The organism is Streptomyces sp. TSRI0281 (assembly GCF_001905125.1).
Taxonomy (GTDB): domain Bacteria; phylum Actinomycetota; class Actinomycetes; order Streptomycetales; family Streptomycetaceae; genus Streptomyces.
In genome coordinates, this window is sequence record NZ_LWLE01000001.1 from 442,066 (window position 1) to 459,076 (window position 17,011).

The 17,011-nt window shown below is 72.0% G+C and carries 19 protein-coding genes; 12 read left to right on the plus strand and 7 right to left on the minus strand.

Annotated elements, in window-relative coordinates; all coding sequences use genetic code 11:
- The first annotated feature begins 109 nt into the window (after nucleotides 1–109).
- Nucleotides 110–3,457, plus strand: a complete 3,348-nt coding sequence (locus A6A29_RS01955) for a tetratricopeptide repeat protein (protein WP_073718151.1) — start codon at nucleotides 110–112, stop codon at nucleotides 3,455–3,457.
- Nucleotides 3,458–3,695: 238 nt separating this feature from the next.
- Here A6A29_RS01955 and A6A29_RS01960 read toward each other — a convergent pair whose 3' ends face one another.
- Nucleotides 3,696–3,953, minus strand: coding sequence for a hypothetical protein (locus tag A6A29_RS01960; RefSeq protein ID WP_073718152.1), 258 nt, complete (start codon nucleotides 3,951–3,953; stop codon nucleotides 3,696–3,698).
- A 1-nt stretch (nucleotide 3,954) separates the two neighbouring features.
- Nucleotides 3,955–4,836 carry a mycothiol conjugate amidase Mca gene (gene mca, locus A6A29_RS01965; protein WP_073718153.1) on the minus strand — a complete coding sequence of 294 codons (882 nt, stop codon included), beginning with the start codon at nucleotides 4,834–4,836 and terminating at the stop codon, nucleotides 3,955–3,957.
- A gap of 99 nt (nucleotides 4,837–4,935) precedes the next feature.
- Between mca and A6A29_RS01970 the strand changes: the two genes are divergently transcribed.
- Together A6A29_RS01970 and greA are read left to right on the plus strand one after the other, a co-directional pair.
- Nucleotides 4,936–5,352, plus strand: a complete 417-nt coding sequence (locus tag A6A29_RS01970; RefSeq protein ID WP_073718154.1) for a DUF4307 domain-containing protein — start codon at nucleotides 4,936–4,938, stop codon at nucleotides 5,350–5,352.
- A 192-nt stretch (nucleotides 5,353–5,544) separates the two neighbouring features.
- Nucleotides 5,545–6,042 carry a transcription elongation factor GreA gene (greA, locus tag A6A29_RS01975; RefSeq protein WP_073718155.1) on the plus strand — a complete coding sequence of 166 codons (498 nt, stop codon included), beginning with the start codon at nucleotides 5,545–5,547 and terminating at the stop codon, nucleotides 6,040–6,042.
- A 75-nt stretch (nucleotides 6,043–6,117) separates the two neighbouring features.
- Here greA and A6A29_RS01980 read toward each other — a convergent pair whose 3' ends face one another.
- Nucleotides 6,118–6,876 carry a GntR family transcriptional regulator gene (locus tag A6A29_RS01980; protein ID WP_073718156.1) on the minus strand — a complete coding sequence of 253 codons (759 nt, stop codon included), beginning with the start codon at nucleotides 6,874–6,876 and terminating at the stop codon, nucleotides 6,118–6,120.
- Nucleotides 6,877–7,057: 181 nt separating this feature from the next.
- On the opposite strand from A6A29_RS01980, the gene A6A29_RS01985 reads away from it, so the two are divergent.
- The gene (locus A6A29_RS01985; RefSeq protein ID WP_073718941.1) at nucleotides 7,058–7,678 is read left to right on the plus strand and encodes a hypothetical protein; all 621 of its coding nucleotides are present in this window, start codon (nucleotides 7,058–7,060) and stop codon (nucleotides 7,676–7,678) included.
- 37 nt (nucleotides 7,679–7,715) lie between these two features.
- Here A6A29_RS01985 and A6A29_RS01990 read toward each other — a convergent pair whose 3' ends face one another.
- From A6A29_RS01990 to ilvA, 3 genes are all read right to left on the minus strand, one after another.
- Complete coding sequence (locus A6A29_RS01990; RefSeq protein WP_073718157.1) at nucleotides 7,716–8,573, minus strand: ABC transporter permease; 858 nt, start codon at nucleotides 8,571–8,573, stop codon at nucleotides 7,716–7,718.
- Nucleotides 8,570–9,547 carry an ATP-binding cassette domain-containing protein gene (locus A6A29_RS01995; RefSeq protein WP_073718158.1) on the minus strand — a complete coding sequence of 326 codons (978 nt, stop codon included), beginning with the start codon at nucleotides 9,545–9,547 and terminating at the stop codon, nucleotides 8,570–8,572. The genes A6A29_RS01990 and A6A29_RS01995 overlap by 4 nt, the downstream gene beginning before the upstream one ends.
- Nucleotides 9,548–9,704: 157 nt before the next feature.
- Nucleotides 9,705–10,934, minus strand: coding sequence for a threonine ammonia-lyase (gene ilvA, locus A6A29_RS02000; protein ID WP_073718159.1), 1,230 nt, complete (start codon nucleotides 10,932–10,934; stop codon nucleotides 9,705–9,707).
- 157 nt (nucleotides 10,935–11,091) lie between these two features.
- On the opposite strand from ilvA, the gene A6A29_RS02005 reads away from it, so the two are divergent.
- From A6A29_RS02005 to A6A29_RS02020, 4 genes are read left to right on the plus strand one after another with little or no spacing between them, the layout of a single operon-like run.
- Nucleotides 11,092–11,622, plus strand: a complete 531-nt coding sequence (locus A6A29_RS02005; protein ID WP_073718160.1) for a MarR family winged helix-turn-helix transcriptional regulator — start codon at nucleotides 11,092–11,094, stop codon at nucleotides 11,620–11,622.
- 60 nt (nucleotides 11,623–11,682) lie between these two features.
- Nucleotides 11,683–12,204 carry a sigma factor-like helix-turn-helix DNA-binding protein gene (locus A6A29_RS02010; RefSeq protein ID WP_073718161.1) on the plus strand — a complete coding sequence of 174 codons (522 nt, stop codon included), beginning with the start codon at nucleotides 11,683–11,685 and terminating at the stop codon, nucleotides 12,202–12,204.
- Nucleotides 12,201–12,494: a hypothetical protein gene (locus A6A29_RS02015; protein WP_241838293.1), complete on the plus strand. Its 294-nt coding sequence runs from the start codon at nucleotides 12,201–12,203 to the stop codon at nucleotides 12,492–12,494. Before A6A29_RS02010 ends, A6A29_RS02015 begins: the two co-directional genes overlap by 4 nt.
- Nucleotides 12,495–12,545: 51 nt before the next feature.
- Nucleotides 12,546–12,737, plus strand: a complete 192-nt coding sequence (locus A6A29_RS02020) for a DUF1059 domain-containing protein (protein ID WP_073718942.1) — start codon at nucleotides 12,546–12,548, stop codon at nucleotides 12,735–12,737.
- 66 nt (nucleotides 12,738–12,803) lie between these two features.
- Here A6A29_RS02020 and A6A29_RS02025 read toward each other — a convergent pair whose 3' ends face one another.
- On the minus strand, nucleotides 12,804–13,949 hold the full coding sequence (locus tag A6A29_RS02025) for a cystathionine gamma-synthase (RefSeq protein WP_073718163.1): 1,146 nt from the start codon (nucleotides 13,947–13,949) through the stop codon (nucleotides 12,804–12,806).
- A gap of 67 nt (nucleotides 13,950–14,016) precedes the next feature.
- Between A6A29_RS02025 and A6A29_RS02030 the strand changes: the two genes are divergently transcribed.
- The 4 genes from A6A29_RS02030 to A6A29_RS02040 all read left to right on the plus strand — a co-directional run bounded on the left by A6A29_RS02030 (nucleotide 14,017) and on the right by A6A29_RS02040 (nucleotide 17,011).
- Complete coding sequence (locus A6A29_RS02030; RefSeq protein ID WP_073718164.1) at nucleotides 14,017–15,120, plus strand: hypothetical protein; 1,104 nt, start codon at nucleotides 14,017–14,019, stop codon at nucleotides 15,118–15,120.
- 71 nt (nucleotides 15,121–15,191) lie between these two features.
- Nucleotides 15,192–15,368, plus strand: a complete 177-nt coding sequence (locus A6A29_RS45680; RefSeq protein WP_198952973.1) for a hypothetical protein — start codon at nucleotides 15,192–15,194, stop codon at nucleotides 15,366–15,368.
- A gap of 58 nt (nucleotides 15,369–15,426) precedes the next feature.
- Nucleotides 15,427–16,098 carry a peptide-methionine (S)-S-oxide reductase MsrA gene (msrA, locus tag A6A29_RS02035; protein WP_073718165.1) on the plus strand — a complete coding sequence of 224 codons (672 nt, stop codon included), beginning with the start codon at nucleotides 15,427–15,429 and terminating at the stop codon, nucleotides 16,096–16,098.
- A gap of 274 nt (nucleotides 16,099–16,372) precedes the next feature.
- Nucleotides 16,373–17,011: an ATP-dependent Clp protease proteolytic subunit gene (locus A6A29_RS02040; protein ID WP_073718166.1), complete on the plus strand. Its 639-nt coding sequence runs from the start codon at nucleotides 16,373–16,375 to the stop codon at nucleotides 17,009–17,011.

A 17,011-nucleotide genomic window follows, 5' to 3' on the forward strand; every position in this document is an offset into this window, starting at 1 on the left:
TGGCCGGACGGTGCCCGCGCGCCACGGGCCGGACGCGAACCGATGGACCTCGCCGAGCCCGCGCAGGACACTTGGCGCGACAGGCCGGAGCTCTCGGAGGGGGACACACATGCGGGACAGCCATCGGGTGGAAGCCGAAAGGCTGTTGGTGCGCGCCGTGGAGGAGGAGGCCCGGCGCGCCGGCGGGCGGGCGGACTCCGGTGCGCTGATGGCGCGGGCGCGCACCGCGCTCGACACCATGGCGGCGAGCGCGGGCGAGGAGTACGCCGCGTACACGCGGGCGCTCGAAGCGGCGGAAGCGGAACGACAGCCGCTGTCGCAGCGTTTCAGCCGGGCGACACTCGGAACACCCCTGCTGGTGACGGGAGTCGCCGCCGCGGCGGCGTTCGGTGCGGACCTGGCGCTGGGCACGGCGGCCGGACTCGCCCTCGGCGCGGGCGCCGTCGTCGCGGTGGCCGGGACCGCCGCGACCGTGGCCAGGGTGACCGCGTCCCACCGGCCCGCCGCCCACCCCGGGGCCGGTGCGCCGGACCAGCCCGGCGGCCCCGAACAACTGCGGCTCGACTGGCTGGCGGCGCTGGAGATACGGGGCATCCGCCCGTACCTCGACCAGCAGCGGTGGATGCACGCCGCCACCGCCACCGCCCGCGCCCCGCACGTTTCCGGCCGCCGCCCGGACGGAGGCGGCACCGCCTCGTCCGGACGGGGGCTGCGCGGCCGGGACCGCAGCGCGGCCGCCCGTGAGCGTGCGCTCCTGGAGCAGTCCTTCGGCCACCTGCCCGCCGCCGAGGGCCCGTTCGCCGGGCGCCGCGCCGAGCTGGCCCGGATCGCCCAGTGGGTGCACGCGGCGCGCGCGTCGGCGGAGACCAGGCCGACCGTCGTCGTCCTGCACGGCGAGCCGGGCGCCGGGCGCACGACCCTCGCGGTACGCGCCGCGCACGCGCTCAAGGACCAGTTCCGGGGTGCCTGCGTCGTCGACCTGCGCGGCGATGTCGCCGGGGAGAGCCCGCTGCCCACCCGCGACGCGCTGCTGCACCTGCTCAACCGGCTGGGCGCGCCCCGCGAGCAGCTGCTGTTCCGGAACGGGTCCTCCGCCGGCCGGGCGGAGCAGGGAGCCGGGGAGCAGGGCGCCGGGAAACCGGGAGCCGGGGAGAGCGGCGGCGGGAAGAGCGGCGCGACCGACCAGCAGATGCGGCGGCTCGGCGAGCTGTACCACCAGCACCTCACCGGGATGCCCGTGACGATCATCCTGGACGACGCGACCGATGCCGGTCAGGTCCGCACGCTGATCCCCGAGCGCTCCGACAGCCTGGTGCTCGTCACCGCCCGCGAACCCCTCGACCTGCCCGCGGACACCCCCGCCTGGGTGCACCAGCTGCCGGTCGGCGGGCTCGACGCGGCGGGCGCCGAGGAGCTGCTGCGCGAGAGCGCCCAGGACGAGGAGGCCGGGCCGTACGACTACCCGTCCACCGACGCCGTCGTCGAGCTGTGCGGCGGGCTGCCGCTGGCGCTGCGGGTCGCGGGCTCCGCCCTCGGCGCCCGCACCCGCGCCGCGCTCGCCGCCGACCTGGGCGCCGACCCGGGCGCGCGGGGTCCGGCGGGGCCGGTGGAGCGGGCCCTGCGGCTGCGCTACGCCGATCAGTCCGAGCAGGCCAGGCGGCTGCTGCGGCGGCTCGCGCTGGCGGGGCGCGCGAGCCTCGGCGCGGCAGCGGCGGCGGCGCTGCTCGCCGCCGACGAGCGGGAGGCGGGGCGGCTGCTGACCGCACTGACGCGGGCCGGGCTGCTGACCCATGTACGCGGTTCGCGCTACCGGCTGCACGATCTCGTCCGGGCCTTCGCCCTGGCCCGGCTGCTGGACGAGGAGGAGCCGGCCGAGCGCACCGCCGCGCAGGAACGGCTCCTGACGAACTACGCGGAGCTCGCCGACGCCGTGATCCGGATGGTCGACGGCAAGATGTCCACCCGCGCCGGACAGTTCGGCCCGCACGGCTTCACGTCCCTGGACGCGGCCCTGCGCTGGCTGGACGAGGAGTCGAGCTTCATCACCTCGGCGCTGCGGCACGCGGAGGGGGTGGACCAGGGGGCCGTGCTCCATCTGCTGGGCGCGCTGTGCGACTACTGCCTGCTGCGCGGTGACCTCTACCGGCTGGGCGAGATCAGCGAGCTCACCCGGGCCGTCGACAAGGGCCTGCTGGAGCGGTCCGTCCAGTGGCGCACCGGCATCGCGGCCCGGCAGCTCGGCGAGCTGGACAAGGCCCGCACCACGCTCTCCTCGGTCGTCGGCCTCTACCGCGAGGCGCACCACGACGCCGGGGCGGCGCTGGCCCTGTGCTCGCTCGGGATCACGCTGCACCATCAGGGCAACCTCACGGAAGCCTCCGTACGGCTGCGCGAGGCGCTCGCCCTCCAGTCCTCCGACCAGCAGGCAGAGGACCGTGCCTGGACCCTGCACGCCCTGGCCGCCGTCGAACGCGACCGGGCCAACCTGTCCGAGGCGCTGACCCTGCTGGACACCGCGCTGGCCCTGCACCGGGAGGGCGAGTCCCTGCACGGCGAGGCGTGGACGCGGTTCCAGCTGGGCCAGGTCCGGCTGCGGACCGGCGAGGTGAGCGCGGCCGAGGAGGCCCTGAGCACCGCGCTGGAGCTGTACCGGCGCACCAGGGACGAGCGGGGAGAGGCCTGGGCCCTGACCCAGCTGGCCCGTGCCCGGCTGCTGGACGGCGACCCGGCCCGCGCGGTGGAGGAGCTGCGCGGCGCGCTGGCCCGCCACCGGGACAACGAGGACGCGCGCGGTGAGGCCTGGACGCGGTACTACCTGGGCCAGGCGCTGGAGGAGGGCGGCGACACCGATCAGGCGGTACGGGAGCTGGAGCGGGCGCGCACGATGTTCTCCCGGATGCGGGACGTGTACGGGCTGGCGTGCGCCCGGCACCACTCGGGCCGGGTCACCCGGGACCAGGGGGCGGCCCGGACCGGGAACCTGCGCAACTCCGGCTTCGCCCGTCAGCTCCTGATGGACGCGCGGGCGGACTTCCGGCGCATCGGGGTGGCGCACGGGGAGGCGTGGACCTGCCTGGAGCTGACTCTGGTGGACGCGGGCAACGGCCGGGCGGCCCAGGCGCTGGAGCTGTGCGGCGAGGCGGTCGGGCTGTTCGCCTCGTACGGGGACGAACGCGGCGGCGACTGGGCCCGCTTCCTGCGCTGCACGCTGCTGCCGTACGCCTCGCCGGGCGGCAGCGAGGTGGGTACGGCGGTGGCCCAGCAGGAACTGGCGGACCTGATCGCCGCCGGGCACCCCGCACGTGACAGCAAGCTGGCGGATTGCGCGCGGGCGTACGCGGGCGTGCTGGACCGGGGCGTCGACCTGGACGACGGCTGGCAGGCGTGGCGCCTGGGCCTGACGCCGAACCGCGACGCGCGGGAGGTCATGGGGGTCCGGGTGACGGCGGAGCCGTAGGACGGGCGCCACGGCGGCCGGGCGGCCCGGAACCGGCGGGTGCGCCGGTCACCGGCCGTTCCGGTGGTCGGGGCCGCCCGGATGCCGGGACACCGGCTTCCGGGCGGGTACGGCCGGCGGGCCCGGCCGACGACCGGCGCCGATGATCCGGGCCGCCGGGTCCGGCCGACAATCCGGGCCGCTGGGTCCGGCCGGTGACCGGCTCCAGGAGCGCTTGCGCGCGGTCCGTGTGGGCGGGCTACTTCCGCGGCCCCGCCGCGGCCTTCTCCCCCGCTGCGGCCTTCTCCCCCGCCTCGTCCGGAACGGCGTCCGGATCCGGTGCCTCGACGAAGTCGACCTTGCCCATGTGGCGGTTCATCGACTTCATCAGCAGCCACACGCCGACGGCGAGCGCCGCGAAGACGAGAAAGCCGAGAACGCCGGGAGTCACCTTGTTCTTGTCGAGCTCATCGGCGGCGAGCGGGACGAGGTGCGTCAGTGCCTGAGTCGCGTACATATCAGGCATTGTCGCGGATGCCCGCGAAGAGGTCGCTCTCGGGGAGGGAGGTATCGACGAGAGACTTCGCCAGCTCGTACTCCTCGGTCGGCCAGACCTCCCGCTGGATGTCCATCGGGACCCGGAACCAGCCGCCGTCCGGATCGATCTGCGTCGCGTGCGCGATCAGCGCCTTGTCCCGGATCTCGAAGAACTCGTCGCACGGAACATGCGTGGTCAGCGTGCGTTCGTCGCGCTCGAACTCCTTCCAGCGCTCCAGCCACTCGCCGTACGGGGACTCCAGCCCGCGGGCGAGAAGCGCCTCGTGGAGGGCGACGGTGCGCGGCCGGTTGAAGCCCTGGTTGTAGTAGAGCTTCTGCGGCTGCCAGGCCGGGCCGAACTCGGCCTCGGGGAACTTCTCCGTATCGGCGGCACCGTCGAACGCGATCATCGTGATCTTGTGGGTCATGATGTGGTCGGGGTGCGGGTAGCCGCCGTTCTCGTCGTACGTGGTGATGACCTGCGGCCGGAACGCGCGGATCTTCGACACGAGACGCCCCGCCGCCGTCTCGTCGTCCTCCAGCGCGAAGCAGCCCTCGGGCAGCGGCGGCAGCGGGTCGCCCTCGGGCAGCCCGGAGTCGACGAAGCCGAGCCACTCCTGCTCGACGCCCAGGATCTCCCGGGCCTCGTCCATCTCCTTCCGGCGCACTTCGTGGATGTTCTCCTCGATGTACGCGTCCCCCTGGAGCTTCGGATTGAGGATGGAGCCGCGCTCGCCCCCCGTGCAGGTCACGACCAGCACGTCCACCCCCTCGGACACATACTTGGCCATCGTTGCCGCGCCCTTGCTCGACTCGTCGTCGGGGTGGGCGTGAACGGCCATCAGACGCAGCTGCTCAGTCAAAGCTTCGATCCTCAGTGATTGGTCGCCATGTGCGGCTTCTATAGTGACCGAACCGGGGGCTGGAAAATTCCTCGATTCCCGGGAGCAGGAGGAACGATCATGACGGCGGTTCGTGAGGCCACGCCCGAGGGGCGCTACGGCCGGACCGAGGATCAGCGTGCGGACCGCAAGCTGAAGATCGTCGGGGCGGCGCTGGGCGTCGTCCTGCTCGGCGTGATCGCCTGGATCGGCTTCTCCTACGTCGGCGGCAAGGACATCAGCGCCGAGTTGATCAAGTCCAAGGTCGTCTCGGACACCCGGGCCGAGGCCCATCTCGAAGTGCGCAAGGACCGCGACAGCGGCGGCTACTGCACGCTGCGCGCGCTGAGCGAGGACGGCCGGGAGGTCGCCCGCAAGGACTTCCGCTTCGACCAGCCCTCCGACCGGATCGACGACGTCGTCGCGCTGCGCACGACGTCCAGGGCGACCGCGGTCGAGCTGATGGGCTGCACGGCGGGTGGCGACTCGTCGCACTGACGGTCACCGGCCGTCCGCGACCCGCTGCGACCTGCACCGTCCGACGCTGACCTGCGTGGACGCGCGATGGACGATTTACCTTCTCCCCCTTTTCCTGCGGAATTGTTAGGCTCGTGGTTTCGCCCACCCGTGGAAGCACATGCTTCTGGGTAGGGCGTTGCTTTGTATTCCCAGTACCGACGAGGAGCACCTGTGACCCAGACCAGCGAAAACGTCACCTGGCTCACGCAGGAGGCGTACAACCAGCTCAAGGCCGAGCTGGAGTACCTGTCTGGTCCCGCGCGCACGGAGATCTCCGTAAAGATCGCGGCGGCCCGTGAGGAGGGTGACCTCCGGGAGAACGGCGGGTACCACGCGGCCAAGGAGGAGCAGGGCAAGATGGAGCTGCGGGTGCGCCAGCTCACCCAGCTCCTGGAGCACGCGAAGGTCGGCGAGGCCCCCGCCGACGACGGCGTGGTCGAGCCCGGCATGGTCGTGACGATCGCCTTCGACGGCGACCCGGACGACACGATGACCTTCCTGCTCGCCTCGCGCGAGTACGCCAGCTCGGACATCGAGACGTACTCCCCGCAGTCCCCGCTCGGCACCGGCGTGAACGGCAAGCGGATGGGCGACGACGCGCAGTACGAGCTGCCGAACGGCAAGACCGCGACGGTGAAGATCCTCAGCGCGAAGCCGTACACCGGCTGAGCCGCCGCAGGACGATGGGGCGGGTCCCGGGGAAGATCTTCCCCGGGACCCGCCCCATCGTCCTGGCCTGACCGCTCACGCGTCGAAGTCGTACTCCAGGATGTACGCGGCCGAGTCGAGGGTCATCTCGTTCACCTCGACGGCACGCCCCGCCCCTGTGAACGCCGTGCGGCAGATCAGCACGACGGGCGACCCGGTCCCCAGCCCGAGCCGGGCGGCCTCCTCCTGCGAGGGCATCCGGGCCCTGACCTCCTCGCGGAAGTGGACGGGTCCGTGCCCCAGCTCGGCGAGGCGGGCATAGATCCCGCCGGGGCCGGTGTCCTCCCGGGTGATCGCGGAACGGGCGACGAGGTCGGCGGGCAGATACGAGACGGCGAGCAGGACAGGCTTCCCGTCCAGCACGAACCGCCGGCTCCGCGCCAGGACGGCAGCATCGGGCGCGATGTCCAGCACACCGGCGATGCGCTTCGGGGCTCTCTGCTCGGTAACCCGGATCTGGTCCACGACGAGATCGCGCTCACCGATGTCACCGGCCCAGACCGAGCGGCCGGAACCCCATTCCTCCCGGGCGACCCGGGTGATCCCCCGCCGCCGAAGCGGCCGGAACTCGCGGACAAAGACTCCCGCCCCCTTGCGGGACTCCGTCAAGCCTTCGTTCTGGAGCACACCGAGCGCCTGTCGCGCGGTCATCCGGGCCACTTCGTGCGTGGCCATCAGATCGTTCTCACCAGGCAGCCGATCACCCGGGCCGTAGGCGCCTGACTGGATCTCCTCCCGCAGCCCATCAGCGATGAGCTGGTACTTGGGGCGACGACCGCTACCACGCGTACCCATGACGCACCCTCCTTCCTGCTCCTGTCCAGAGATCCTATTCGGCTGACATTCAGCTGACATTCGACCGCTACCTGTCCATGTACACATCCCTAAGCACCGATTGACATCTCTAGAGACCTTGGGTTGACTGAGGGGATCTCTAGAGAGGATTCAGGCATCCTCGGGGAAAGGGGGGATGGTCATGCCGTCCTTCAACCGCACAGCTCACCCCGGCAAGGGCCCCGTGCCGTACATCACGGCCTGGGATTCCGAACACGCGATCCACCCGCGCGTCGTCACTCGCGGCGCGGGGATCGGCTACACGGACGAGACCCCGTACGACCGCGACGCGGACCGGATCCTGTGGAGCCGCATCTCTTCCAGCCCCGGCAGGGGCAGACCCGAATTCGGCCGGGTCCACTCCCTTCGGCAGCGGCGGGCCATGCGGAAGCTGCTGTGCCAGGTCTGCGGCCGACCCGCCGACCGCGACGAAAGCGGCGTGCTGTGGCTGCTCGGTGAGGACGCGGACGACCTCACCACCACGCATCCGCCCCTGTGCATGCCCTGCGCCGCACAGTCGGCGAGGAGCTGCCCGTACCTGCGTACGCGGTACACGGCTGTACGCGCCCAGGGCTGCACACCCATCGGCGTCCAAGGGGTGATCTACCGGTCGGGGCCCCCTTTCCCCGCGCCGGACACCCATGGCGGAGTCCTCTTCGGCGACTGGCGCATCCCGTGGACCCGCGCCACGCAACTCATCGTGCGGCTTGACCGGTGCACCCCGGTCGGGCTGGAGACACCCGCGCCCGCCGGGCCACGGTGAGTGGCGGGCGGGCACCGGACGTTTCGCGGCGACGGATTCAGATGGCCACTGAGCGGTACTTGCGTACGGACAGGGTCCGGAAGACCACCAGGATCAGCAGCGACCACAGCAGCGAGGCCCAGACCGGATGCACCATCGGCCAGGCGTCGGACGGTGACACGCCCGGGTTGCCGAAGAGCACCCGGCAGGCCTGGACGGTGGCGCTGAACGGGTTCCACTCGGCGATCGGCTGGAGCCAGCCCGCCATGTTCTCCGTGGGCACGAACGCGTTCGAGATGAATGTCACGGGAAAGAGCCAGATCAGCCCGCCCGACGTGGCGGCCTCGGGGGTGCGGACGGTGAGCCCGATCAGCGCCCCGATCCAGGAGAAGGCGTACCCCAGCAGCAGGAGCAGCCCGAAGGCTCCCAGCACCTTGCCAATGTTCTCGTGGGTGCGCCAGCCGACCAGCAGGGCGACGATCGCGAGGACCACCAGGGTGAGAGTCGTCTGGACCAGATCGGCGAGGGTACGGCCGGTGAGGACCGCGCCGCGGGCCATGGGCAGCGAGCGGAAGCGGTCGATGAGGCCCTTGTGCATGTCGTCGGCGATGCCCGCTCCGGCGCCCGCGGTCGCGAAGGTGACGGTCTGCGCGAAGATGCCCGCCATCAGGAAGTTGCGGTATTCGGTGGCGTTGGTGGAGCCGCCGATCACCATCGAACCGCCGAAGACGTAGCTGAACAGCACGACGAACATGATGGGCTGGATCAGCCCGAAAATGATCATCTCGGGGATGCGCGCCATGCGGATCAGATTGCGCCGGGCGATGACGAGCGAGTCCCGGACGGACTGGCCGATCCCGCCCTCCGGCCGGTGGTGTCCGGCCGGGCGGGGAGCGGCCTCGCTGAGGGCGTTCATGAGCCGGACTCCTTCCCGTTGTCGTTCTGCTCCAGCTCCGCGGCATGCCCGGTCAGCGAGATGAAGACGTCGTCGAGGGTGGGGCGGCGCAGACCGATGTCGTCGATCTCGACTCCCTGGGCGTCGAGGTCGCGGATGACCTCGGCGAGGAGCTTGGCCCCGCCCGTCACCGGGACGGTCAGCCGCCGGGACAGCTCGGCGACGGTGACCTCGCCCTTGCCCAGCGCGGTCAGCACGGCGCGGGCCGGTTCGATCTCCTGCGGCCGGTGCACGACGACCTCGACCCGCTCGCCGCCGATACGGGCCTTGAGCTGGTCGGACGTGCCGCGGGCGATGACCTTGCCGTGGTCGATGACACAGATGTCATGGGCGAGGTGGTCGGCCTCCTCCAGGTACTGCGTGGTCAGCAGCAGTGTCGTGCCGCCCGCCACCAGTTCCTGGATGACCTCCCACAACTGCTGGCGGTTGCGCGGGTCCAGGCCGGTCGTCGGCTCGTCCATGAACATCACGGGCGGGGACACGACGAGCGCCGCCGCGAGGTCGAGCCGGCGGCGCATACCGCCGGAGTACGTCTTGGTGGTGCGGTCCGCCGCGTCGGCGAGGTGGAACCGCTCCAGGAGCCGGCCCGCCCGGACCTTCGCGTCCCGTGCGCTCATCTGGTAGAGCTGCCCGACCATCTGAAGGTTCTCGCGGCCGGTCAGATATTCGTCAACCGCGGCGAACTGGCCGGAGAGCCCGATCGAGCGGCGTACCTCGTTGGGTTTGCGCAGTACGTCGATGCCCGCCACCAGGGCCCGGCCGCTGTCCGGCCGGAGCAGTGTGGTCAGAACCCGTACCGCGGTCGTCTTGCCCGCGCCGTTCGGCCCGAGCAGGCCGAGGACGGTGCCTTCCGGCACGTCGAAGCCGACGCCGTCCAGTGCTCGTACGTCACCGAAGGTCTTCACCAGGTCTTCGGCGTAGATAGCGCCCGGCATAGGGATTCCCCCAGTTGCTTATTCGGGTGACTTCCTGAGCACAGATCCTAGGTACGCCGCCCGCGGCCCGCCCGGTGAACGCCTGCGCCCGGCTCCGGCCACGCCCCTGGCGTCCGCCTCGGCCCGGACCCGGCCGCCGCCCCGGTCCCGGACCCGGTCAGCTCATCACGAGGTACCCGGCCCCGCGCAGCGTCGCCGCGACCTCCTCGCAGTGCTCCGGGCCCTTGGTCTCCAGGTGCAGTTCCACCTCGGCCTCGGTGAGCCCCAGCCGGGGATCGGTCCGCACATGGCTCACGTCCAGGACGTTGGCGTCGGCCAGGGACAGCGCGGCCAGCAGGGTGGCGAGCGCGCCGGGCCGGTCCGTGAGCCGCAGCCGCAGGCTCAGATAGCGCCCCGCGGCGGCCATCCCGTGCCGCAGGATGCGCTGCATCAGCAACGGGTCCACATTGCCGCCCGACAGCACCGCGACGACCGGCCCCCGGAACGCCTCCGGGTCGCTCAGCAGCGCCGCCACCGGACTCGCCCCGGCCGGCTCGACGACCAGCTTCGCCCGCTCCAGGCAGAGCAGCAGGGCGCTGGAGAGCTCGTCCTCGGTGACCGTACGGACCTCGTCGACCAGCTCCTCGATGATCCCGAACGGTACGTCGCCGGGGCGGCCGACCCTGATGCCGTCGGCCATCGTCTGCGGCGATTCGAGGGAGACCGGGTGGCCGGCGGCCAGCGACGGCGGGAAACTGGCCGCACCCGCCGCCTGCACCCCGACGATCCGCACGTCCGGGCGCACGGCCTTCACCGCGACGGCGATGCCCGCGACGAGCCCGCCGCCGCCGACGCCGACGACGATCGTGCGGACCTCCGGGCACTGCTCCAGGATCTCCAGGCCCACGGTGCCCTGTCCCGCGATGATGTCCGGGTGGTCGAAGGGGTGGATGAAGACCGCGCCCGTCTCCTGCGCGTACTCCTGGGCGGCGGCGAGCGTCTCGTCGACGACATGGCCGTGCAGCCGGACCTCGGCCCCGTACTCCCGGGTCGCGGCGACCTTCGGCAGCGGAGCGCCGACAGGCATGAAGACCGTCGAGCGCACACCCAGGAGGGAGGAGGCCAGTGCGACACCCTGCGCGTGGTTCCCGGCACTGGCCGCGACCACACCGGCCGCCCGCTCGACGGGACTGAGGCCCGAGATCCGCACGTACGCGCCGCGCAGCTTGAACGAACCGGTGCGCTGAAGGTTCTCGCACTTGAGGTGGACCGGCGCGCCCACCAGGCCGGTCAGATGGCGGCTGCCCTCCATGGCCGTCACCCTGGCCACACCGGACAGCATCTTCCGCGCCCCGCGGATGTCATCGAGGATCAGCGGTGGAAAGGGGCTCGGCGTACGGAAGGTCATGACAGCAAGTCTTGCAGTTCCGGCCGATCGCGGCCGAGCCGTCTCACGGCGGCCTGCGGTGATGTCCACAGGTTTGTGCAGCGCTGGTACGCGTTGCCCCGTGGCCGCGTACTCTGTCCCCCACCCATCCGACACCGCACGAAGAGAGCCCCCGGCCATGCCCCCTCAGGACATGACGACTGCTGCGTCTCCTTCCGGGGGCGCCGCCCCCGAACACCCGGGTCCCGACCACCTCCTCGATGCCCTCCAGCACCAGGTGGCCGTCTTCGCCCGCCGTGCCGAGCAGACCCGCCTCGGCGGTGTCGGCCAGGTCCGCAATTCCATGGACCGGGCGGCGTATCTGCTGCTGAACCGGCTGGACCGGGAAGGCCCGATGGGCGTCAAGGCACTGGCCGCGGGGATGGGGATCGACTCCTCGACCGTGACCCGCCAGGTCGCGCCGCTCGTCGACACCGGCCTGGTCAAGCGCACCTCGCACCCGGAGGACGGCCGGGCGGTCGTGCTCCAGCTGTCGCCGCGCGGCCAGGCCCGGCTGAACGAGGTCCGGGCCTCCCGACGGGAGCTGATGTCCCAGGTGACCGACGACTGGAGCACCGAGGAGCGCGACACCTTCTGCGCGCTGCTCACCCGGTTCAACGCGGCGCTGGCCGCACGCCAGGCCGCCCATCTGAGCCCGCAGGACAACTGACCGGCCGCCGGTTCGCGCACGGCCCTTGACCGGGGGGCCGTACGGGGTCTCCGATGGAGCATGCGAGAGCGGCGGGCGGACCGGGAACGCCGCCGCGCCCAGGAGTTCGAGGACTTCGCGGCGGGCGCGGCCGGACGTCTGCTGCACACGGCCACGCTGCTCACCGCCGAACCCGCCCATCCGCCCGGCGTCAACGTACGGGCCGAGCGGCTGCTGTTCGCGGCCCTGGCCCGTACGTACGCCGGCTGGGACCGGCTGCGCGGCGAGGACCCCTACGACCGCACCCGGCAGGACCTGGCCATCCGGTTCGCCCGCCGGGCCCGGCACCACCACCGCCCGCGCGGCGGCCTCCTGGAACGGCTGACCCCGCAGGAACGCCTCGTCCTCGTCCTGCGCCTGTACGAAGGCGTGGCGGAGGAGCGGACCGCGGCGCTGCTCGGGCTTCCGGCGGACCGGGTGCGGGCGATCTGCACCCGGGCGGTCACGGCACTGTGGTCGGACCGGGAGGCCATCGCAGCCGCGATGGCCCGGTCCGCCGCGCGGGTGTCACCGCCGTCACGGGCCTCGCGGACCACACCATGAGCGGACCTCACCATGAGCCGGGTACCGCCATGAGCCGGGGAAAACGTCCGTACCGCAAGGTGGACGAGGTCCGCCGGTTGCTGGCGGGCCCGCATCCGCACGTGCCGTCCGGCCTCGTACCGCGTGCGGCGGAGAAGGGCGCCCGGCTGCTGCGGCGCCACCGCGCGGCGCGCCGGCTGGGGATGTGCCTGCTGGGCGTGGCCGTACTCGTGTTCGCCGTATGGGCCGGGGCGGAACAGCCGTGGATCGCACCGCCCGCCGGGACGTCACCACCCCTGCGGGGCTGGTGAATGGATCTACCCTGGAAGAAGCGGGCCGTCACATCGGCCGAGGAGGCTGTCATGACCAGGAAGATCGCCGACTGCCGCAAGTATCCGAGCGACTCGAACTGCTCGCTCACCATTTCCGGTGAGGAGGACGAAGTCGTACGGGCCGCCACCGAGCACGCCGTCTCGGTCCACGAACACACCGACGGCCCCGAACTGCGCGAGCAGGTCCGGGCCATGCTGGAGGACGAGAAGGCCACCGTCTGACCACCCGTGTGGGTGCCCGCCCGGTCACGGACGGGCACCCGTCGCACGCGGAGCCCCGCGGCAGGGTCAGCCGAGCGCCTGGGTCAGGTCGGCCAGCAGGTCGTCACCGTTCTCGATGCCCACCGAGAGGCGGACCAGGTCGGCCGGTACCTCCAGCGGGGAGCCCGCGGCGGAGGCGTGCGTCATCCGGCCCGGGTGCTCCAGGAGGGACTCGACGCCGCCGAGGGACTCACCGAGCGTGAAGAGCTTCGCCCGGTTGCAGACCTCGACGGCCGCTTCCTCGCCGCCCGTGACCCGGAACGACACCATGCCGCCGAACGCCTTCATCTGCTTGGCGGCGACCTCGTGCCCGGGGTGCTCCGGCAGCCCCGGGTAGAGGACCTGGGTCACCTTGGGGTGCCGGGTCAGCAGCTCGGTGACCTTGGTGGCGTTCTCGGTGTGCCGGTCCATACGGACCGCGAGGGTCTTGATGCCGCGCAGCACGAGCCAGGCGTCGAAGGGACCGGCGACGGCCCCCATCGCGTTCTGGTGGTACGCCAACTGCTCGGCCAGCTCGGGGTCGTTGACGATCAGCGCGCCACCGACGACGTCCGAGTGACCGCCCATGTACTTGGTGGTGGAGTGCACCACGACGTCCGCGCCGAGTGCCAGCGGCTGCTGGAGGTAGGGGCTGGCGAAGGTGTTGTCGACGACGAGGCGCGCCCCCGCCTGCCGGGCCACGCCCGCGACGGCCGCGATGTCGGTGATGCCGAGCAGCGGGTTGGACGGGGTCTCGACCCAGACCGCCTTGGTGCGCGGGGTGATCGCGGCCCGTACCGCCGCCACGTCCGAGGTGTCGGCGACCGAGAACTCCACGCCCCAGCGGGTGGCGACCTTGGCGAACAGCCGGAACGTGCCGCCGTACGCGTCGTTCGGGATGACGACATGGTCGCCGGGGGTCAGCAGCGTACGGAGCAGGCAGTCCTCGGCGGCGAGGCCGGAGGCGAAGGCCAGACCGCGCCGGCCGCCCTCCAGGGCCGCGAGGTTCTCCTCCAGGGCGGTACGGGTCGGGTTGGCGCTGCGGCTGTACTCGTAGCCGCCCCGCAGCCCGCCCACGCCGTCCTGCTTGTACGTGGACACCTGGTAAATGGGCGGAACTACGGCGCCGGTGAGGGGATCGGCGGTGTTCCCCGCGTGAATCGCGAGGGTCTCGAAGCTGTGCTGGTCGCTCATGAGGCCCGAGCGTAGTTCGTCACGAGGGCACGCACGGGTCACTGCGCCGTCCGGGGACAATGGAGCCATGGAGATTCTGTGGTTCCTGCTCGCGCTGTGCATGCTCGCCGCCGTGATCGGCCCGATCATGCTGCGCCGTCGCGGCGGCATCCGCCAGGTCGCCCCCGGTTCACCGGACGCGGCCGACCCGGACACGTACGGCTTTGTCCGCCAGGAGGATCTGGACGTCCGGATGCCGGGTCCCGACCAGGACCTGCTCGATGTCCTCGACGTCGTGCAGCGCACCCAGGACTGGCGGGCCGCGGCCCAGCTGCTGGCCGGTACGCCCAAGGAGGGCGAGGTGCGCTGGCAGCGGGTGCAGGCGTTCGCGGGCGCGGCCTCGCTGGAGCTGGCGCGGCAGCCGGGCGTGGGCGGGGCGTGGCTGCGCTCCTGGCGTGCGGAGTCCCCGAAGGACGCGGGCGGGGCGGCGGTGCACGCGGAGTTCCTGGTGCAGCAGGCGTGGCGGTCGTCCACCACGGGGTCGGACGACTTCCGGATCATCCTGGAGGAGGCCCGTACGGTCTGTGGCGAGGCGGCCCTGCTGGCGCCCGGCGACCCGGTGCCGTACCTCGTCGAACTGGCCGTGGCCCGTGGACTGGGCTACTCCCACGAGCAGTTCGACCAGCTCTGGGCGAAGATCATCGACCGGGGTCCGGCGCACATGGGGGCGCATATCGCCGCGCTGCACTTCTGGTGCGAGAAGTGGCACGGTTCGCGTGAGGAGGCCGAGCGGTTCGCCACCACGGCCGCCGCCCGCGCCCCGCAGGGCTCACTGCTCGCCGCGCTGCCGCTGTTCGCGGTGTACGAGCACCTGCCCGAGGTCAATCTGGTCCAGGGCTTCTACCGGGGCGTCGTGGTGGGGAAGGCGGTCGAGGGTGCGATGTTCGCGGTGCACGCGGCCCGTGCGGACGACCCGATGCTGGCCCATGTCCGCCATCTCCTGGTGCTGTTCCTGGTCCGGATGGAGCGCTGGTCGGAGGCGATGAACCAGCTGGTCCACATCGACGGGCACGTGGGCGCGCTGCCGTGGACGCAGGACCCCGATCCGGCCGCCGAGTACACGGTCTACCGGGCGCTCGCGGTCGCCGGGTACGAGGCGAACGGCGGCAGCCCGGCCACCCTGCCGCACTGACCCGCACCTTCCCGGAGCTCCCCCGCACCTCCCTCTCGGACTCCTCCTTTCGGATTGGACCGGTACCCCGCATGGCACGACTGATCCCGCTCGTCATGATCGCGCTCGCCGTCTGGCTGTGGCTCCGGGCGAGGCGGAAGACGGCCGCGTACATGGCGGCGCACGAGTCCGCCGCCGACGCCGGCGCACGGCGCGAGGGCAGGGACCCGTCGGCGGGCGGCCCCTCGGCGGGCGGCCCGGAATCCTGACCGCCGCCCCTTTGTTGTACGAAGCGACCCCGCACCCGGCCCCCGGAGGAGCCCCCGCATGTTCCTGAACAGCCGTACCCCCGAGCTCCCCACCCCCGAGCAGGCCCTGCGCGGCCGGTCCACCCCCGAATTCACGGTCCCCTCCCGCCACACGGTCCTGGGCAATCCGCTGCTGGGTCCGTACCCGGAGGGCCTGGAGACCGCGGACTTCGCGCTGGGCTGTTTCTGGGGCGCCGAGCGAAAGTTCTGGCAGACGGAGGGCGTCTGGACGACCCTCGTCGGCTACCAGGGCGGATACACCGAGAACCCCACGTACGAGGAGGCCTGCTCGGGTCTGACCGGCCACACCGAGGCCGTCCGTGTGGTCTTCGACCCGAAGGTGGTCACGTACGCGGAGCTGCTGAAGCTCTTCTGGGAGTCCCACAACCCGACCCAGGGCTTCCGCCAGGGCAACGACGTGGGCACCCAGTACCGCTCGGCGATCTACACCCACTCCCCCGAGCAGGCGGCGGCGGTGACCGCGTCCCGCGAGGCGTACCAGCAGGTCCTGACCGGCTCCGGCTTCGGCACGATCACCACCGAGATCCTCCCGGCGGAGGGCCGGCCGTTCTGGCCTGCCGAGGCATATCACCAGCAGTACTTGGACAAAAATCCGGCGGGTTACTGCGGGATCGGCGGAACGGGCGTCTCCTGCCCGATCGGGGTGGCTCCGGCGTCGACGGGCGAGTGACCGGGAGCCGGGGTGACCACCGGCCGAGGTGACCGTCGGCCGGGGTGACCACCGGTCGAGGTCACCTCGGTCGGAGTGACCACCGGTCGGAGTGACCGCTCGCGAACCGGACTGCGGCGGCGGGCCTTCGGGCCCGCCGCCGCTTTCGTGCTCAGGGGCCGCTCTGCCGTCGGCGAATCTGCCGTGGGCCGAGAAAACCCCGCGGCCGGTGCGGGCGGGGCAAGGGTGGAGGCAACGCGGCGGCAGCAGCCGCGCCACCCACCGGGAGGACCGCATGTCACCACACCTCGCCCCGTACCCGCGCGCCACCGACGAGGACACGCCCTCGACCCGGTTCGACGACCATCTGGCCGCGCAGCTCCTCACCCAGCGGATCGTCTTCCTCGGCACGCAGGTGGACGAGGTCTCCGCGAACCGGGTCTGCGCGCAGCTGCTCCTGCTGTCGGCGGAGGACCCGCGCACCGACATCAGCCTCTACATCAACAGCCCCGGCGGCTCCGTGACCGCCGGGCTCGCGATCTACGACACGATGCGGCTGATCCCCAACGACGTCTCCACCCTCGCCATGGGGTTCGCGGCGAGCATGGGGCAGTTCCTGCTCACCGTCGGGACGCCCGGGAAGCGCTTCGCGCTCCCCAACGCGCGGATCATGATGCATCAGCCGTCCGCCGGGATCGGCGGGACCGCGGCCGACATCGCGATCCAGGCGGAGAACCTGGAGTTCACCAAGCGGGCCGTCGAGCGGATCACCGCCGAGCACACGGGGCAGAGCGCGGAGACGATCTCCCGCGACGGTGACCGCGACCGGTGGTTCACGGCCGAGCAGGCAAAGGCGTACGGCATGGTCGACCGCGTCGTCGACGCGCTCGACGACGTACGGCCGGCGGGTTCACGACGACGGATCGGACTCTGA

Bases quoted from the DNA above. Each gene is read 5' to 3' on its own strand.
- A6A29_RS01955 (WP_073718151.1), top strand. From the start codon at position 110: ATGCGGGACAGCCATCGGGTGGAAGCCGAAAGGCTGTTGGTGCGCGCC.
- A6A29_RS01960 (WP_073718152.1), bottom strand. From the start codon at position 3,953: ATGTACGCGACTCAGGCACTGACGCACCTCGTCCCGCTCGCCGCCGAT.
- A6A29_RS01970 (WP_073718154.1), top strand. From the start codon at position 4,936: ATGACGGCGGTTCGTGAGGCCACGCCCGAGGGGCGCTACGGCCGGACC.
- A6A29_RS01980 (WP_073718156.1), bottom strand. From the start codon at position 6,876: ATGGGTACGCGTGGTAGCGGTCGTCGCCCCAAGTACCAGCTCATCGCT.
- A6A29_RS01985 (WP_073718941.1), top strand. From the start codon at position 7,058: ATGCCGTCCTTCAACCGCACAGCTCACCCCGGCAAGGGCCCCGTGCCG.
- A6A29_RS01990 (WP_073718157.1), bottom strand. From the start codon at position 8,573: ATGAACGCCCTCAGCGAGGCCGCTCCCCGCCCGGCCGGACACCACCGG.
- A6A29_RS01995 (WP_073718158.1), bottom strand. From the start codon at position 9,547: ATGCCGGGCGCTATCTACGCCGAAGACCTGGTGAAGACCTTCGGTGAC.
- ilvA (WP_073718159.1), bottom strand. From the start codon at position 10,934: ATGACCTTCCGTACGCCGAGCCCCTTTCCACCGCTGATCCTCGATGAC.
- A6A29_RS02005 (WP_073718160.1), top strand. From the start codon at position 11,092: ATGCCCCCTCAGGACATGACGACTGCTGCGTCTCCTTCCGGGGGCGCC.
- A6A29_RS02010 (WP_073718161.1), top strand. From the start codon at position 11,683: ATGCGAGAGCGGCGGGCGGACCGGGAACGCCGCCGCGCCCAGGAGTTC.
- A6A29_RS02015 (WP_241838293.1), top strand. From the start codon at position 12,201: ATGAGCGGACCTCACCATGAGCCGGGTACCGCCATGAGCCGGGGAAAA.
- A6A29_RS02020 (WP_073718942.1), top strand. From the start codon at position 12,546: ATGACCAGGAAGATCGCCGACTGCCGCAAGTATCCGAGCGACTCGAAC.
- A6A29_RS02025 (WP_073718163.1), bottom strand. From the start codon at position 13,949: ATGAGCGACCAGCACAGCTTCGAGACCCTCGCGATTCACGCGGGGAAC.
- A6A29_RS02030 (WP_073718164.1), top strand. From the start codon at position 14,017: ATGGAGATTCTGTGGTTCCTGCTCGCGCTGTGCATGCTCGCCGCCGTG.
- A6A29_RS45680 (WP_198952973.1), top strand. From the start codon at position 15,192: ATGGCACGACTGATCCCGCTCGTCATGATCGCGCTCGCCGTCTGGCTG.
- msrA (WP_073718165.1), top strand. From the start codon at position 15,427: ATGTTCCTGAACAGCCGTACCCCCGAGCTCCCCACCCCCGAGCAGGCC.
- A6A29_RS02040 (WP_073718166.1), top strand. From the start codon at position 16,373: ATGTCACCACACCTCGCCCCGTACCCGCGCGCCACCGACGAGGACACG.